This window comes from Pseudochrobactrum albidum (genome assembly GCF_051851455.1).
GTDB lineage: Bacteria > Pseudomonadota > Alphaproteobacteria > Rhizobiales > Rhizobiaceae > Pseudochrobactrum.
In genome coordinates this window covers 251,333-268,928 of the sequence record NZ_JBPVTR010000022.1, presented here as the reverse complement: position 1 = coordinate 268,928, position 17,596 = coordinate 251,333, and the positions used below count along the sequence as shown (strand labels likewise).

The 17,596-nt window shown below is 51.5% G+C and carries 8 protein-coding genes and 1 pseudogene; 4 read left to right on the top strand and 5 right to left on the bottom strand.

The window, feature by feature from the left end; genetic code table 11:
• The first annotated feature begins 89 nt into the window (after window positions 1–89).
• The gene (gene tyrS, locus ACSTTO_RS08490) at window positions 90–1,343 is read left to right on the top strand and encodes a tyrosine--tRNA ligase (protein ID WP_439272711.1); all 1,254 of its coding nucleotides are present in this window, start codon (window positions 90–92) and stop codon (window positions 1,341–1,343) included.
• Between the two features lie 54 nt (window positions 1,344–1,397).
• Here tyrS and ACSTTO_RS08485 read toward each other — a convergent pair whose 3' ends face one another.
• Window positions 1,398–4,835 (bottom strand): YhdP family protein, encoded by a 3,438-nt coding sequence (locus ACSTTO_RS08485; protein ID WP_439272709.1) that lies wholly within the window; start codon window positions 4,833–4,835, stop codon window positions 1,398–1,400.
• Window positions 4,836–5,243: 408 nt separating this feature from the next.
• On the opposite strand from ACSTTO_RS08485, the gene bcp reads away from it, so the two are divergent.
• Window positions 5,244–5,753: a thioredoxin-dependent thiol peroxidase gene (gene bcp, locus ACSTTO_RS08480; RefSeq protein ID WP_439272707.1), complete on the top strand. Its 510-nt coding sequence runs from the start codon at window positions 5,244–5,246 to the stop codon at window positions 5,751–5,753.
• A 286-nt stretch (window positions 5,754–6,039) separates the two neighbouring features.
• The gene (locus tag ACSTTO_RS08475) at window positions 6,040–6,378 is read left to right on the top strand and encodes a hypothetical protein (RefSeq protein ID WP_439272706.1); all 339 of its coding nucleotides are present in this window, start codon (window positions 6,040–6,042) and stop codon (window positions 6,376–6,378) included.
• Between the two features lie 115 nt (window positions 6,379–6,493).
• Here the strand turns inward: ACSTTO_RS08475 and prfB are convergent.
• The 3 genes from prfB to ACSTTO_RS08460 form a co-directional block, all read right to left on the bottom strand.
• Window positions 6,494–7,622, bottom strand: a protein-coding gene (prfB, locus tag ACSTTO_RS08470) for a peptide chain release factor 2 (protein WP_439272705.1) whose coding sequence is annotated in 2 segments (ribosomal slippage) — window positions 6,494–7,552 and window positions 7,554–7,622 — 1,128 coding nt in all. Because the reading frame shifts where the segments join, the coding sequence is not laid out codon by codon here.
• Between the two features lie 240 nt (window positions 7,623–7,862).
• The gene (locus tag ACSTTO_RS08465) at window positions 7,863–10,331 is read right to left on the bottom strand and encodes a penicillin-binding protein 1A (RefSeq protein WP_439272704.1); all 2,469 of its coding nucleotides are present in this window, start codon (window positions 10,329–10,331) and stop codon (window positions 7,863–7,865) included.
• Between the two features lie 435 nt (window positions 10,332–10,766).
• Window positions 10,767–12,029, bottom strand: coding sequence for an N-acetylmuramoyl-L-alanine amidase (locus ACSTTO_RS08460; protein ID WP_439272859.1), 1,263 nt, complete (start codon window positions 12,027–12,029; stop codon window positions 10,767–10,769).
• A 1,097-nt stretch (window positions 12,030–13,126) separates the two neighbouring features.
• Here ACSTTO_RS08460 and ACSTTO_RS08455 point away from each other — a divergent pair.
• Window positions 13,127–15,982: pseudogene (locus tag ACSTTO_RS08455) on the top strand (Rne/Rng family ribonuclease); the annotation flags it as partial.
• Window positions 15,983–16,342: 360 nt separating this feature from the next.
• Here ACSTTO_RS08455 and ACSTTO_RS08450 read toward each other — a convergent pair.
• Window positions 16,343–17,527, bottom strand: a complete 1,185-nt coding sequence (locus ACSTTO_RS08450; protein ID WP_439272858.1) for a pyridoxal phosphate-dependent aminotransferase — start codon at window positions 17,525–17,527, stop codon at window positions 16,343–16,345.
• Between the last annotated feature and the right edge of the window lie 69 nt (window positions 17,528–17,596).

The following is a 17,596-nucleotide window of genomic DNA, read 5'->3' as shown; positions in this document are numbered from 1 at the left end:
TCAGTTGTGTCAGTCACCGGAATAATATTCGCGGCCTGCTCTCTGGGGCCTTCCCCTAATACAAATCCTTTGTCAGACAGGAAAAATCAATGTCCGGCTTTAAGTCCGATTTTTTACGCATACTTTCCGAACGCGGCTTCATTCATCAGATTTCCGATGAAAAGGGCCTGGATGAACTCTTCGCCAAGGAAACTGTAACTGCGTATATTGGCTTCGACCCGACAGCATCCAGTCTGCATGCAGGCGGCCTCATTCAGATTATGATGCTGCACTGGATGCAAAAAACCGGCCATCGTCCGGTTGCGCTGATGGGCGGCGGCACCGGCATGATCGGCGATCCGTCCTTTAAAGAAGAAGCCCGTAAATTGATGACGGTTGAAACCATTGCCGACAATATTGCCGGCATCAAAAAGGTTTTCACCAATTATCTCACCTTTGGTGAGGGTAAAACCGATGCCTTGATGGTTAATAATGCGGATTGGCTAACCGGTCTCAATTATCTGGAGTTTCTGCGTGATGTCGGCCGTCATTTCTCGGTCAACCGCATGCTGTCCTTTGACTCGGTAAAACTGCGCCTTGACCGTGAGCAGTCGCTGTCCTTCCTTGAATTCAACTATATGATCCTGCAGGCCTATGATTTTGTAGAGCTCAATAAGCGCTATGATATGCGCCTGCAAATGGGCGGTTCCGACCAATGGGGCAATATCATCAATGGTATTGATCTTGGCCACCGCATGGGCACGCCGCAGCTTTATGCCCTCACCTCGCCGCTGCTGACCACCGCATCCGGCCAGAAAATGGGCAAATCGCTCAATGGTGCAGTCTGGCTCAATGCCGACCTCCTGAGCGCCTATGATTTCTGGCAATATTGGCGCAATACGGAGGATGCTGACGTAGAACGCTTCCTCAAGCTCTACACCACCATGCCAATGGATGAGATTGCGCGTCTTGCAGCACTTGGCGGCTCGGAAATCAACGAGACCAAGAAGATTCTGGCCACTGAAATCACCGCCATGCTCCATGGCCGTGAAGCTGCGGAACAGGCTGCGGAAACAGCACGTAAAACTTTTGAGGAAGGTGCAATTTCCGATAATCTGCCAAGCCTGAACATTGGCAAAGACGAGTTGTCTGCCGGTCTCGGCGTTCAGGCATTGCTGGTAAAAGCCGGCCTTGCCTCATCCAATGGCGAAGCCCGCCGCCACATTCAGGGGGGGGCTGTGCGCATTAATGATGTCGCCGTGAAAGATGAACGCGCCGGCATCTCTGCCGCTGATCTAACGGAAGACGGCATTATTAAATTGTCACTTGGCAAGAAAAAGCACATTCTGGTGCGCCCGGAATAAGTGCCACCCCCGTTAAAAGAATAAAAAGCGCGGAGCAATCCGCGCTTTTTATTATCAAAATTCAAAAATCGAGCGGAAAATACCCGGCGCAATCACCGAAATCGGATTGACGATAATATTCGGCTGTCTGGCATTTCCTTCCAGCTTATAGGTGATGCCAATCAAACCGCGATCACGGCCATTACCAAGAATAGCGCCCAAAAGCGGCAATTCACCAAACAGGCGATTGAGCCCGTAAGCCGGCATAAATGTGCCGGTTACCGACATATTGCCGTTGCGATCATAGAGAACGCCCTGAAAAGTTGTGCCAATAAGCGGCCCGCGAATAACGCCGTTTTTAAGTGTCATATAACCGGCGCCTTTTTCAACCTGCGCAAAACCGCGATCAAAATCAACGCGGGAAACATCAATATTGCGATGCACTGCCTGATTGAGGCTTTTTCCGCCATTGCTGCGGCTTGAGACCAGCTTGTCCAGACGCGGCTCATTAATGACAGAAAAATTACGCGCATCAATATTGCCATAAAGCGGGCCTGCGCCTTGCGAGGTCAGGTTGACACTGATTTTTCCGCCGCGCATCTTGTCGTAAAAATCAAAAAACCGCAGCACAGCTCCTGCATTGGCTGAATTTAACGCCAGCGAGCTTGCCCCTTTCTGGCTGCTTGATGTGGCACTGACCTGCGCCCCGTCACCGGTTACGGCATTGAGAGAAATACCGGACAGCCTTGCGCCTGCAGCTTCGTAAGACACAGTCACATTGCGCAAGCTCTCATCATAAAAGCCTTTTACCTCATCAATCTGCGCATTCACCACAATACGCGGGATAATGCCGGCCTTGTTGCGCACGGCCTTTTTTTCATCCGCATTGCCAGAAACCGCATGCCGGATCAATGCACGCGCATCAAAAGCACTGCCACGCACATCAGCACGATAGCCATCGCCGGATTTGCGCACATCCAGGCGCAGATCATCAGTGCGCGTGAGATTAAGCTTGCGGATTGTGGCGCTTAATAATTCATTATTTTCAATCAGCAGATCGCCATTGATGTGAAAACCGCTGCCGGCAAAGGTAAAATTGCGCACAGCAACCGGCCCTTTGCCATCTTTGGGCTGTTTTATCTCCAGCGTTAATTTTGCCGGAATACCCGCCCCTTTTTGCCAGCCGAGCCATGGCAGGCTGACGATTGTCTTACCAAGGTCCGCTGTGACTTTGCGCGTATCGCCCTGCTCTTCTCCCAGATCAAGGATCAGCGACCCTTTAAAAATCTCATTAAGCGCCGGATAAAAAGCCGCCCTTGTTTTATCATCCAGTTCCAGTTTCACAGATTGTTGCCGCCTGACGGTGCTGTTGCCCAAAGGCTCAATCAAGGAAAGCCGCGCCGGAATATTGTTCAGCCTTGCGCTGGCTTCAATTTTTGCCTGATCATCATCAATTTTAAGGTTCCCTTTGGCCTGCGTAACCATCTGGCCGTTAAATGGTTTTTTCAGCGCCAGATTGGTAAAATTCAGATCAGCCTGCCATTGCAGCGTGTCTTTTGGTGCGTTTTTTGTAACGGAAAAAGCCACTTTTACCCTGGCATTCACATGGCCGCTCAAATCATCAGCGGTAAAGGGCAATTTGCGCACCGCATCAATCGGCTTATAGCCCACCAGCTCGGTTATGGCCGAAGCCTCACCGCTCAAATCAAGATCAAGACCGGCAATCACCGGCCGTTGCCGCCCCCATGGAATAAAAAGCCTGCCACTATCCACCATCACACGGCGGTTGGCCTGTGTAAAAGCGGTACCTTTTTCCAGAAAAATTGTCGTATGCGCGCCACGTACCGCAATTGTGCCGGTTGCATCACGGACCGGCGGAATTTCCCCCACAACATCAAATCTGGTGCCCTCAACCCTGAAATCCGCCCTGACATCGGATTCTGTAAGATCCGGCGGCAGGCCGGGGCCGTTGAAATGCCCTGCAGGCAAGGCAATATCAATCCGTCCATCAATAAGCTGACCACCAAAAAGGTTTTTCAATACCCAGTCGCGCGCACCATCAGCCACATTAAGCGGCCAGAGCTGTTTGGCTTGTGCCACCGGCATTGAGGGAATACGCAGCAAAAAAATCATGGCCGGAGACCCATGGCCAAAAATCATCCTGCCCTGCCCGTAAAGTTCTCCCTGATCGGTTTTAACTTTAAGATCATTAAAATCTATGCGGCTTGCATCCTGCATGAACCGTCCGGCAATTTTAACCGCAAAGGGCAACGCGGCTTCAGCAGAATTTTGTGGCGCACTTACCGCCATTTTGGTGACAAGCTCAAAACGATAGGCTGGCAAGGCGGCAATATCTGCTTTTTTGCCCTGTTCAGGCTGTGCATTTTGCCCGCCCCCTTCAATCATCTGCAATTTATTTGTTGTTTGCGGCTCGGCGCCGAATGCCCCTTCATAAATCGTGTTCAATCCGCCGAAATTGATTTTCAGCTCTTTTATTTCCAGCTTTTCCGTATCAGCAACATGCTCAATTGCAAGATCAAGATTACCCTTTATGCCGCGTTCGCGCCCCATATCGGTAACAGCATCACGCACAATCAACCGGCCGGAAAGCACCTCCCTGTGCCCGCCCATTTCTGCCTGACCGGAAAGCACCAGCGATGCAGAACCACGAATATGCAAATAGGCCGGATTTGGCCGGTTGTCAGCAATTTGCGGCTGCACAATCTCCGGCGAGCCGAGGTTCAGCGGCACATCATCAAGCCGCACAGAAAAAGACGAAACCTTTGCAGCAGCATCCGCACGGATCATCTCAGCGCTCAGCATAACCGGCCTGCCCTGCCAGAGCAGTTCCGCGCTCAGGGTTACCTTTTTGTTGCGTCTGCGCATTTTCGCTTTACGGATCAGCACTTCATGTTCTGCATCCATTGCGCGAAATGCCAATGTCACATCTTTCAGCGCAATTGTTTTGGTGCTGCGCATATCGAGAAGCGCCAGCGACTGATCAATACCGGCAAAAATCTCCCGTGACAAAAGCTTAAAATCAACCAGCCCCCTGTCGTTAAACGGCAATTCTATCAAGGGCTTTGCGCGGTTCTTATTTTCCTGAATGCGGATAAAAGCATCGCCGATTTCCACCCGCGCCACCTGCACAGAGCCGGTTATCAGCGGCAAAGGAGCCAGACCAAGTTTTACAACACCGAGTTTTTCAACGGCAATATCCTGCGAACCGCCCGTCAAAGCCACATCCTGCGCCTCAAGCGCCAGATGGTGGCTGGCATCAAGCGAAATCTGCGTTTTATGAATGCTGAGCCCTGCCTCCGGCCCTAAAATTTCCTGCAATCTTTGATGAACCTCATCCCGCAGAAAATCGCTGTTGATGCCTGCCCGCAAAACGGCAAAACCGGCAAGTGCCACAATTGTCAGCACCGCAACAGCCCAGCACAATACACGCCCGCAGCGGGCAAAAAAAACCCGCTGCCTGCGCTGTGACGCAGATGCAGACTTCTCCTTCAACAAACCCTGATAATCCGGACAAGACTTCAACACAGCATGATTATCAGCATCCGCGGCTGATGACGGATACTGATCAAGGCATTGAATTCCGCTTTTTCTGAAGCGGATTTTTGCTGGCTTTTCCTTCAATAAATTAAATCGCTATCCGGTCTGGCTGCACCTGATTTGTGCAGGATTCATCAGGTGTTCTTTTTTAAAATCAGGAATAAGAATACCGATACAGGGCCGCGCCTGTAAACACTCCCTGTATAATCACATCATCACTTTGAATCACAAGGTGAAAACATTTATATGTTATCAATGGGGCGGATGCCGCAGTCAATCATTGCGCCTGCCCTTTTTCGCAAATTCTCCCGTGCGCCACCGTTTCCGCACAATTAAAGAACGACATATGATAAAGGATGACATATGACCGGCACCGCACAGCAAGCCCCCGCTCAAACAAACCCGCTGCAAGCCGGCGATCAGGCACCGGCTTTCAGCCTGCCGCAGAGTGGCAACGGCACATTTTCTTCATCAAACCTTGCGGGGAAAGCCTATGTTCTTTATTTTTACCCGAAAGACGACACATCAGGATGCACCCGTGAGGCCATTGATTTTACAGCACTAAAACCTGAGTTTGACGCCATTGGCGTAAAGGTCATCGGTGTATCGCCTGATAGTGTTGCAAAACATGACAAGTTTATCAACAAACACGAACTAAGCCTTGCATTGCTGGCGGATGAAGAAAAAACGCTCAGCATTGCTTATGGTGTCTGGACAGAAAAAACCATGTATGGCCGCAAATATATGGGCATTGAGCGCTCCACTTTTTTGATTGCGCAGGATGGCAAAATTGCACAGGTCTGGCGCAAGGTAAAAGTGGCAGGCCATGCGCAAGCCGTTCTGGAAGCCGCCCGCGCCCTTATGGAGAAATAATTTTATATAAGCAAACTGCGCTGCACACAAAAAGGGAGGCAAACAGCAAGAGTTTTTTAACTATGATACAGTGTATGATCTGCGCAACAGGACAGGACTGTTTTGCTTCTCTTCACAGTTTGTTATAGTTAAAATATGCTCCGCATGAACAGAAAGAGCGTTGCAGAAAACATGGCCTGCCTGCCATTAAAAACACGCAATCTTACTGTTACGATCATAAAAATGATGCATTACAGCAATTTTTATGAGCTGCGGAATATAGCAACAGGTTTTACGGGGTAAGGCAATGCCGGCACTATTTCACAATACCGCCCGTTTTCTTGCGCAGATCGCCGCCTCTGCCAAGCGCCTGCCGCAGCGCACCGGTTCTTTGCTTCTTGCCTGTTTGCTTGGCTCAGGCCTTTCTGCCGGTGCCTTTGCTGCTTCCTTTTTACCGGCGCAAGCTCCGCTGACAAAACCCGGCCTGAAAATTTCCGCAGCAGAAAGCCTCGCAGAAGCGCAACCAATGCCACCGCTGCCGGATCAGGCTTACAATCCGCAATTGCATGACGGTCTGGCCGATTTGAACAACCCTGAAAACATTGCCGGAATTGACCCTTTTATCACCGGACCGGTTCCAAGATGATTTTTTAAAGCGGCTGTGGTTAAAAAAAGTCGCTGTAACCGCTCTGTTTATTCAATAAAAAGCCGCCTTGCAGGCTCCTGCAGGCGGCTTTTATTCACTCAAACAATCTCAAAAATCAGTCAATATCCTGTATATCGGCTGTGGTGCCATGAACACGCTGCGCCAATGCAGCTTCCATGAACTCATCCAGATCACCATCCAGCACATCATCAGGGCTTGTGCTCTCAACACCGGTGCGAAGATCCTTGACCAGCTGATAAGGCTGAAGAACATAAGAGCGGATCTGATGCCCCCAGCCAATATCTGTTTTTGAGGAATTAACCTCATTGGCGGCTTCTTCACGTTTTTTCAGCTCTTCCTCATAAAGACGGGCACGGAGCATTGCCCATGCCTGTTCACGGTTTTTATGCTGGGAACGCTGTGTCTGGCACTGCACCACAATGCCGGTGGCAAGATGGGTGATGCGCACTGCCGAATCTGTGGTGTTAACATGCTGCCCGCCCGCGCCGGAAGCGCGATAGGTATCAATGCGCACATCAGATTCAGAAACCGCAACCTCAATATTATCATCAATAACCGGATAGACCCAGATACTGGCAAAAGAAGTATGGCGGCGGGCATTGGAATCAAAAGGAGAAATACGCACCAGACGGTGCACGCCTGATTCCGTTTTCAACATACCATAGGTATTGTGACCTTTAACAAGGATCGTAGCGGATTTGATACCGGCTTCTTCCCCGTCCTGCACTTCCAGCACTTCCACCTTGCGGCCGTCGCGCTCACCCCAGCGGCTATACATACGCAGCAGAATAGATGCCCAGTCCTGGCTTTCCGTACCGCCGGCACCAGCATGCACTTCCAGATAGGCATCATTGGCATCTGCCTCACCGCTGAGCAGCATATCAATCTGGCGTTTATCGAGCTCTGCCTTGATCGCGCGGATACTGTTTTCAGCATCAGCAATAATCGACTTGTCGCCCTCTTCCTCGCCCATGGCAATCAGCTCAATATTATCATCGAGCGAGCGGGTCAGATTCAGGATAGCATTAATACTGTCATCCAGTTGCTGGCGCTCACGCATCAGCTTTTGTGCTTCCTGCGGATCATTCCACAAGGCCGGATCCTCGGCACGGCTGTTCAGATATTCAAGCTTTTTCAGTGACTGATCCCAGTCAAAGATGCCTCCTCAGCAGGCTTATGGCCTGCTTGATTTCATCAACCAAGTTCTCAATCTCGGCACGCATTATCGCGGCTCCTTTATTATTCCTGTTCAGCACTCTTGCCGGTTTATGCAGTGCCGGATTTCAATCATCAGCACCACAATATTTTTTACACAGCACGCACCACCAGCCCTGCCAGTCAGGCCATGCAATATGGCTATGCTTTGGCTGCTGTATGGAGATTATGACTAAGCCTGTCAATATTTTTGACGCGCTCATCCGTAATCTGATTAACAGACTTTAAGAGAAACCTTAATACAAGCCTTAATACAGGCCGCCTGCTCCGGAATTGATGGCTTTATTTGCCTGAGGCGATTGCGGCTGCACGGGTGAACCTTCCTGGAAGGTATCCGCGCCAATCACCGAATAGGTATCGGCAGGGCCGGTTCCCGGTTTGAAGGCTTCCATAATCACATCAGGCCCGCCCGGTGTGGCACGCATACCGGTGCGCCGGTTAATTGCAATCATCGTCATGCCTTCCGGCACCCGAAAATCAACTTTTGGCCGGCCTTTCAGCGCAACAGTCATAAAATCCTTGAACACGGGCACAGCAAGACCGGAACCGGTGGCACCACGGCCAAGCGGCTTTGGCTGATCCATGCCAAGGTAAAGCCCCACAACCATATCCGGCGTATAACCAACAAACCACGCATCCTTTTCATCATTGGTTGTGCCGGTTTTACCAGCCAGCGGCCGATTGAGGCTTTGCAGCATACGTGCAGTGCCGCGCTGTATCACACCTTCCATCATCGAGGTGATCTGATAGGCTGTCATCGGATCAAGCACCTGATCGCGCTCGTCAATCAGTTCAGGCTCTTCCTGATTATTCCATTCAGGGGCATTACAATTCTGGCATTGGCGCATGTCATGTTTGAAAATTGTCTTACCATAGCGATCCTGCACACGGTCGATCATGGAAGGTGTGATGGAACGCCCGCCATTGGCCATGATGGAATAGCCGGTGACCATGCGCAAGACTGTGGTTTCACCCGCACCAAGCGACATGGAGAGAACCGGCATCATCTTGTCATAAATGCCAAAACGCTCGGCATATTCAGCAACGGTTTTCATGCCCATATCCTGCGCCAGACGCACCGTCATCAGGTTACGGGATTGCTCAATGCCGTAACGCAGCGTTGAAGGGCCGGCAAATTTACCGGAATAGTTTTTGGGGCTCCACACGCCAAGCGAACCGCCCTGATCAACAGAGATAGGGCCGTCGAGCACAACGGAAGCAGGTGTATAACCATTATCCAGCGCCGCAGCATAAACAAAAGGCTTAAAAGAAGAGCCGGGCTGACGATAGGCCTGCGTGGCGCGGTTAAACTCTGATTGCGCATAGGAGAAACCGCCAACCATAGCCAGAACACGCCCCGTATGCGGATCCATTACAACCAGCGCACCGGAAATTTTCGGAATCTGCCGCAGACGATAGGCATTACCATCATCGGCTTTTTTCTCCACATAGATCACATCGCCGACTTCCAGAACACCTGCAGGTGATTTGGCCGTGGAACGCTTGCCATTCATATCCATGCGCAGCGCCCATTTCATATCGGCCGTGGCAATTGCGGCAGTTTCCCGCACATCACTAATCTTGCCTGACGGATCCCGCCCCGGCTGCAGGCCGATTTCCAGCCCGTTCGGCGTTGCATCCAGCACCACAGCAAGCCGCCATTCCGGCACATCGGAAAGTGCAGGCACCTCGCCAAGCTGCGCGCCCCAATCCGCACCAAGATTAAGATGTTTTACAGGGCCGCGATAGCCGCGCGCCTCATCATAGCGGATAAGCCCCGTCTGCAAGGCCTTGCGCGCCTTGATCTGCAAATCCGGATCAAGCGTTGTGCGCACTGAAAGGCCGCCCTCAAGCAGGGCATCATTGCCATAGCGCGCCACAATCTGCCGGCGCACCTCCTCGGCAAAATACTCGCTGGCAAACAGACGCCCGTCAGGATTATGCGGCTTGACACCAAGCGGCGAAGCCTTGGCCTCCTGCGCATCTTCGGCGCTGATATAGCCATTTTCCTGCATACGGTCGATCACCCAGTTGCGGCGCTCAATCGCGCGGTCGGCATAGCGGTAGGGGTGATAATTGGCAGGGCCTTTCAACAAGGCAGCAAGATAGGCAGATTCAGCAATCGTGAGCTCATTAACGGATTTATCAAAATAGGTCAGCGCCGCGCCGGCAATGCCATAAGCTCCCATGCCAAAAAACATTTCGTTGAGATAAAGCTCAAGAATCTGATCCTTGGTAAAAGTGCGCTCCATGCGCAGCGCAACTATGGCTTCCTTGATTTTGCGGTCATAGGTCTGCTCTGAGGTGAGCAGCATATTCTTGGCCACCTGCTGAGTGATTGTTGATGCCCCCACAGGGCGGCGGTCATTGCCGGTGAGCTTGTTGATAATATTGGTGCTCATGGCACGCGCAAGGCCAAGATAATCCAGCCCGTGATGCTGATAAAATGTTTTATCTTCAGCGGAAACGAACGCGGCTTTTACCCGGTCAGGCACAGCCTGAATCGGCAGGAACATGCGGCGCTGGCGGTAATATTCAGCCATCAGGCTGCCATCTGCCGCATGCACACGCGTTGTTACCGGCGGCTCATATTTGGCCAGCACCTCATAATCAGGCACATCCTTGCTAATGCTGCTGACATAAAAGGCCGCGCCCCCTGCCACGAGCAACAAGAGCACCGTACCGATGCCGAAAAAATATCCGATGAGCCGTACCATATTTTATCCGGTGTCCGTTTCAGATTATCCGCTTTATATGTCATTACAATGCAAGGTTTAACAGGCCATTTTAGCAAATTCTGCTATTATCCTATGCCTGCCGGTTAACATGCTTTATCACAACATATCATTTCAAAATTTTTCACCTTGTAAGCGGCTGATTCTGCACCTGCCCCCTGCATGGCAAAAAACACTTCTGCGGGTAGTGAACAGCAAATACGTCAAAGACAAGATGATTTTAAGATTTTTAATCTTTTATTCATTCCTGTGGCGGTTTTAACGCAATTATCACTGTTCCATACCCCGTTATACACATGCCCTGTCCATAATCTGCATTCCTATTAAGGCACGGGCCTATTAAGGCACGGGCTCATTAATTTAGTACAAATAATGCGCAAACCCTGCGGCCTTGCCCCTGTCTGCCGGCAAAACTGGCTATTGGGCAGCCTGCAAATTATTACGCAGCCTGTAATAATGAATAACTGCGGCTGAAATACGCTCTGCCGCGCGTTTGCGCCATGCGGCATCTTTCAAGAGTTTCTCATCCTCTTTATTGGATAAATAGCCGATCTCTACCAAAACGGAGGGCACATCCGGTGCACGCAAAACCTGAAATCCGGCAAAACGATGCGGATTATTGATAAGATTAACCTCGCCCTGCAGTGAGCGGATCAGTTTATCGGCAAAGCTGAGAGAAAAACTATGGGTCTCGCGCTGGGTCAGTTCCATGAGAATATCATGCACCACCGGCTCTTCCTCATTATAAATGCCGGCACTGGCATCGGAACTGTTCTCACGCTCGGCCATCGCCCTGGCCACATCATCCGAGGCCTTGTCGGACAGGGTATAAACCGTTGCGCCGCGTATATCCTTATAGCGAATTGTGTCGGCGTGAAGGGAGATAAACAGATCAGCCTCGTGCTGGCGTGCAAGCCGCACCCGCTCACCAAGGCGCAAAAATGTATCATCCTCACGCGTCATCAGCACATTAAAGTCTTTATTCTTCATCAAAACATCACGCAGTTCCCGGCCAAAGGCGAGCGTGACATTTTTTTCCAGCGTGCCGCCTGCACTTTCCGCACCGCTATCAATACCGCCATGCCCCGGATCAATCATGATTGTAAATTGATGCGCTGTTTGCGGTTTGTCGCTGATGGCTGGCGCCGCCTCCCCCGCATTTGCCACTGCAACCTCACCCTGTGCGGCCACCATGCGGGCAAATTCCCGTTCCGAGCCGGCCACAATATCAATAACCATGCGGTAACCGGCGGATGTTTCATTTTTTAAAACTTCCAGCTTTTCAACCTTGAAAGGGCCTTTGGCATTGAGGATCAGCCGCGATTTATCCGGCGCAATCAGGCCATAGCGCACTTCCGTAACAAGGCCGCGCGACTTCAGCGATTCCTTATCAAAGCCAAAGCTTGCTTCCGGCATATCAATTATCAGGCGGTGCGGATGCTCCAGAAGATGTGTTTTTACCTCCGGTTTGCGGTCAAACATAACCACAACGCGGTTACGCAAATCATCGCCCGCCATTTTAAAAGTCAGTGCGGTGAGTTGAGGCTGAGCCCCGCCCTCTGCCCTGGCAACATTTGTGAACATGGCTGCCGCCAGCAATAAACAGGCCGCAACAGCAAAATAGCGGCGGCACAACAGGCCTGTCAGTTTGATTTTTATTTGTTTAAGCTGAAAAATCATTATTCCGATCAAATGCCGCACATTATCTTTCACAATTTTCTGCCGCACTGCACCGCCTGCAATGGCAGCCATATAGCTTTTACCATTATCTTTGCGGCAACACAGCGGCATTGCCGCTGCTATGACAGGCAGTATTTATAAAATCCGCTTTAAAGCAGAATATGTTTTCAGGGTTAACGAAGCTTTGGCAAAAAGACAACAAATCCCCATATTGATAAAACAGATATCTTAGTGCTGCCGGTTATAAAGCAAGGGGCAGAAGCGCATTTCTTAAATTCTGCTCACTGAATGCCTGTTATCCGGCTATATATGCAAAACAACAGGTTTTAGCCGCAGGATCATAAAAATATAATAGTTTTTCACTGAAACACTTGAAATAACATTGTTTTTTGCATCATAGCCCGACCGCTGCACAAAAGACATTATGATATTCTGCTTGTCATGTGGCAAATGAGGTCCTAAAAGCATTATCAGGTTACAGATCCGCCATCGGAATCATTCCCTGCCGGCGTCAAGACATATGAACATGTCTTCCCCACGCGCAGGCTCTTATCGTGGCAGGTCAGCACAGCAACCGGTGCAGGCAATAGCTGCCTGTTGCAAAGGTCAATACTATCCCGCCCGTAGCGGCTTATAAAATTGACCGGCATGTAACTGAAAAAGAATTCAGCTCTGGGTGTGGTTTACCCCCCCACGGCTTATCAAGATTGCGGATTATGTGAGAAATCATAATGCGCAAGCTGTTATCCACGGTGTCGCGCGTTGTTTGAGAAACAGTTCAAAGACGCTGCAACATTCCTGAATTGCCGTATATTGCCTTCCAAGGGGTTTATGCGGCGTTATAATCGGCCTGTTGAACAGGTCTTTCGAGGTCGTTTCGATCGGAACCATTATGGGTCATGAAATGTTGACCATTGCCGGCCTGAAGATCGCGATTGCCGCAAGGCATCAGCGCGTGAAGCCTGCACTTTATGTTCCGGCGAACCTTAATTTATCCGGCATACGCAAAAATATACGAACCGGTGCCCATGGCATTCCTGTGGCTGCATCTGTAGTTCCTCTTGGTTTGCGTTTTTCCGCCGGAAGGAAAAACACATATGTCGAACAAAATGCTTATCGATGCCTCCCACCCGGAGGAAACGCGCGTTGTTGTGGTGCGCGGTAATAAGATCGAAGAATTCGATTTTGAATCTGAGCATAAAAAACAATTAAAGGGCAATGTCTATCTGGCGCGCGTCACCCGCGTAGAGCCATCCTTGCAGGCAGCCTTTGTGGAATATGGCGGTAATCGCCACGGTTTCCTTGCTTTTTCTGAAATCCATCCGGATTATTATCAAATTCCGGAGGCTGACCGCAAAGCCCTTCTTGAGGCTGAAGCCCGCGCCGCACGTGATGAAGATGAAGAAGAGCGTGAGGAAGCCCCGCGCCGCAACCGCCGCGGCCATAATGAACGCCGCGGCTCAGGCCGCCATCGCCATCACAGAAACAGCAAGGACAGGGTTGCACAACTTCCTGATCCTGAATTTGTGGGTGATTTTGCAGCACAGGCACAAGAGGCCTATGCCAAGGCGAAGCTTAAAGCCGAACAGGAGCCAGCCCGTGATGAGGCAGCTCATGATGAGGCTGTGGCTGACATGGCAGAAGACAGCATCAATATGGCTGCCACCACCGATCAGGCTGTTATTCGTGAAAAAGCGCCGCAAAACCACAACAGCGCCGATAGCGATAATGATGACGATGATGATGACGACCATGATGAAGAGGATGATCAGGTTGAATCCATCGGCGCTGAGGATGCGCTGGAAGAATTGCCGGGCGCTAACCGGGCCAATCGCAAACATTACAAGATTCAGGAAGTGATCAAGCGCCGCCAGATTCTTCTGGTGCAGGTGGTTAAGGAAGAACGCGGCAATAAGGGCGCTGCCCTCACCACCTATCTGTCGCTGGCCGGCCGCTACTCTGTTTTGATGCCCAATACCGCGCGTGGCGGCGGCATTTCACGCAAAATCACCAATATTCAGGATCGCAAGCGCCTTAAAGATATTGTCAAGGAGCTTGAGGTGCCGCAGGGCATGGGCGTTATTCTGCGCACAGCCGGTGCCAACCGCACCAAGGCCGAGATCCGCCGCGATTATGAATATCTTATGCGCATGTGGGATAATGTGCGCCAGCTCACCATGCAATCGCATGCGCCTGCCCTTGTTTATGAGGAAGGCAATCTTATCAAGCGCTCAATCCGCGATCTTTATAATAAGGATATTACGGATATTCTTGTGGCCGGTGAAGCCGGATATCGTGAAGCCAAAGACTTTATGCGCATGCTCATGCCCACCCATGCGCGCGTTGTGCAACCCTACCGCGAAACCACGCCGATTTTTGCACGCAATGGCATTGAAGCGCAACTCGACCGTATGCTGCATCCGCATGTCACGCTGAAATCCGGCGGTTATATCATCATCAACCAGACGGAAGCCCTGGTGGCGATTGATGTCAATTCAGGCCGTTCAACCCGTGAAAATTCGATTGAGGAAACCGCTCTGCAAACCAATCTGGAGGCCGCAGAGGAAGTGGCGCGCCAATTGCGCCTGCGCGACCTTGCCGGTCTGGTTGTGGTTGACTTTATTGATATGGAAGAAAAGCGCAATAATCGTGCTGTTGAAAAACGCATGAAAGATTGCCTGAAAGATGACCGCGCGCGCATTCAGGTTGGCCGCATCTCGCATTTCGGCCTTCTGGAAATGTCGCGTCAGCGCATCCGCGCATCCGTGCTTGAGAGCACCATGCAGCCCTGCCCGCATTGTGCGGGCACCGGCCTTATCCGCTCGGATTCATCAATGGCGCTCTATGTGATACGCTCGATTGAAGAATATTTGCAGCGCAATTCGCAGAATAATATTACCGTGCGCACACCGCAGGCCACGGCGCTTTATGTGCTTAACCATAAGCGTAATCTGCTGACAGAAATGGAAAACCGTTTTGGTCTGACAATTGAATTGCAGATTGATGAAAGCGTTGGCCACCAGCATCTGGCAATTGATAAGGGAACCCCTGCCGCAGGGCCGGTCAATCCTGTGCCGCAGACCATCCAGTTCATGCCTTATGATGAGGAAAATGATCCGGAAATCATTGATATTGAAGATGAGACCGATCAGGAAAATCTTCCCGCAGGCGATGAAACTGCACGGGAAGACAGCACGGATGAACGCGGCAAACGCAGCCGCCGCCGCCGCCGCCGCCGTGGCGGGCGCGAGCGCGACAATACAGATGCACAAAATGATGCAGCCACAGGCGAAGAAAGCGATGATAAAGACGATGGCGCTGAAGCAGCAGAAGCTTCAGCCGGTGAAGCGGCCGATGATCGCCGCAAAAAACGCCGCCGCGGCCGCCGTGGCGGGCGCAAAAACCGCCGCGGGGAATATGATAATGAAAACCGTCTGCCAGCGGCGGAATTTGTCGGTTTCAGCCGCGATGAGGCTTTGATTCGCCTGAATGCCGCCAAACAGGCAGCACTGAAAGCTGCCATGCCGCTGCCTGCGCCTGAATTTGTTGGCTATCAGCCGCAAAAAACAGCGGCGCCGGTTACACCTCAACAGCCGGCTGAAAAGCCCGCGGCAACAGCACCCGCAAAAGCTGAAATCTTGACCGAAACGGCAACACCGGTTGAAGCGCCTGCAACGCCTGATAGCGCCCTGCCCGCACAGGCAGAAGAAAAAACCGCCAAACCGGCACGTAAAAAAGCGGCCAAACCCCGCAGCACAAAAGCCAAAAAACAGGAAGAGGAAGCCCCGCAACCGGTTGCTGAACCGGCTCCGGCGACCAGTGAAACCGTGACAGAAACTGCCGCAGAAGAAAAAGCTGCCGCACCGGCAAAACCGGCACGTAAAAAAGCTGCCGCCAAGGCCGAAAAACCGGCGCGCAAGCCGCGTGCCAAAAAAGCAGCCGCACCAGCTGAAGACACACAGCCGCACACGCCAGAAGCTGTGACGGCAGAAGCAACAGCAGATGCCCCGGCAGCACAACCTGCCCCGCAAAAGGCTGAAACCGCAACGGAAGCTGCAGCACAAACGCAGGATGAAAAACCTGCCCGCATACGCAGGACATCCTCGCCTGCCGCATCCAAACCGGTTGTTACCTCGCAAATCAGCAAGACCAACCCGTCTGATGAGCCTGCAGAACAGCCAAAGCGTGGCGGCTGGTGGCAGAAAAAAGGCTTTTTCTAAAATTTTTACGCTACAAAAGCGTAAATCATTTTTAATGCCAATTATAAAAAAAACCGCGGAGTTCCCGCGGTTTTTTTAATTATTTATTTAAAATCAAAGCCAGTCTGCAAGGCGGCGCATGGCTTCGCGCATTTCATCCGCCGTACCGGCATAGGAAAAGCGCATGGTGCGATGCCCTTCAAGCGGATCAAAATCCAGCCCCGGCGTGGCTGCAACATTGATCTCGGCAATCATTTTGCGGGCAAAAGCCATGCTGTCATTGGTAAAGCGCGACACATCACAATAGGCATAGAAAGCGCCATCCATAGGGGCAGCCAATGTCAGCCCCATTTTTGGCAGATGCTCGGCAAGAATAGAACGGTTCAGCGCATAACGCTCTTTAATCACATCAAGTTCGTCAGAGGCGTTAAAGGCTTCAATGGCTGCAATCTGCGATAATTCCGGCGCTGAAATATACAGGCTCTGCGCAATGCGCTCATTAGGGCGCACAGCATCTTCCGGCAGCACCATCCAGCCAATGCGCCACCCCGTCATGCAATAATATTTGGAGAAAGAATTGATCACTGTAACCTGATCATCAAAGGCCAATGCCGTCTGATCCGGACGATCATAAGTCAGGCGGTGATAAATCTCATCAGAAATAACGCGAATATTGCGCTCCCGCGCGGCTTCCAGAATGGCCTTCAGCTCTGTTTCAGCTATAAGCGCACCTGTCGGATTGGCCGGACTTGCAAACAGCACACCTTTCAGCGGCTTTTCCGCATGGGCGGCAATCAGGCTCTCTGCCGTCAGATTGGCGTCTGCCCCTTCGGTGCCGATTTCAACCACTTCCACACCAAGTGTTTTGAGAATATTGCGATAGGCCGGATAACCGGGGCGGGTAATGGCCACGCGATCACCTGCATCAAAATAACTCAGAAACACCAGATTAAATGCCGCCGAAGAGCCGGTTGTTACCGCAATGCGCTGCGGGCTCACCTCAACGCCATAATGATCGGCATAATGGGCAGCAATGGCCTCACGCAAGCCGATCAGCCCCAGCGCATCCGTATAGCCGATACGGCCATCAATCAGGGCTTTTTGCGCAGCCTCCCGCACCCGCAAAGGTGCAGGATCCGCAGGTTGCCCCACAGCCATGGAAATCATCGGCGCACCATTGGCGCGGCGTCTGTTCGCCTCTGCCAGAACATCCATGGCATGAAACGGATCAACCTCACTACGACAGGAAAAAGCTCTCACAATTGCATCCTCTGAAATATATTTCCGGATAACAGCCATTTGCCGGATAACAGCCATTTGCCGGATCAGGTCTGCATAGCCCGAAGCAGACAATGAAGACAATCAGGA

Coding starts and splice junctions, on each gene's coding strand:
- tyrS (WP_439272711.1), top strand. CDS start 90: ATGTCCGGCTTTAAGTCCGATTTTTTACGCATACTTTCCGAACGCGGC.
- bcp (WP_439272707.1), top strand. CDS start 5,244: ATGACCGGCACCGCACAGCAAGCCCCCGCTCAAACAAACCCGCTGCAA.
- ACSTTO_RS08475 (WP_439272706.1), top strand. CDS start 6,040: ATGCCGGCACTATTTCACAATACCGCCCGTTTTCTTGCGCAGATCGCC.
- ACSTTO_RS08465 (WP_439272704.1), bottom strand. CDS start 10,331: ATGGTACGGCTCATCGGATATTTTTTCGGCATCGGTACGGTGCTCTTG.
- ACSTTO_RS08460 (WP_439272859.1), bottom strand. CDS start 12,029: ATGATTTTTCAGCTTAAACAAATAAAAATCAAACTGACAGGCCTGTTG.
- ACSTTO_RS08450 (WP_439272858.1), bottom strand. CDS start 17,527: ATGGCTGTTATCCGGAAATATATTTCAGAGGATGCAATTGTGAGAGCT.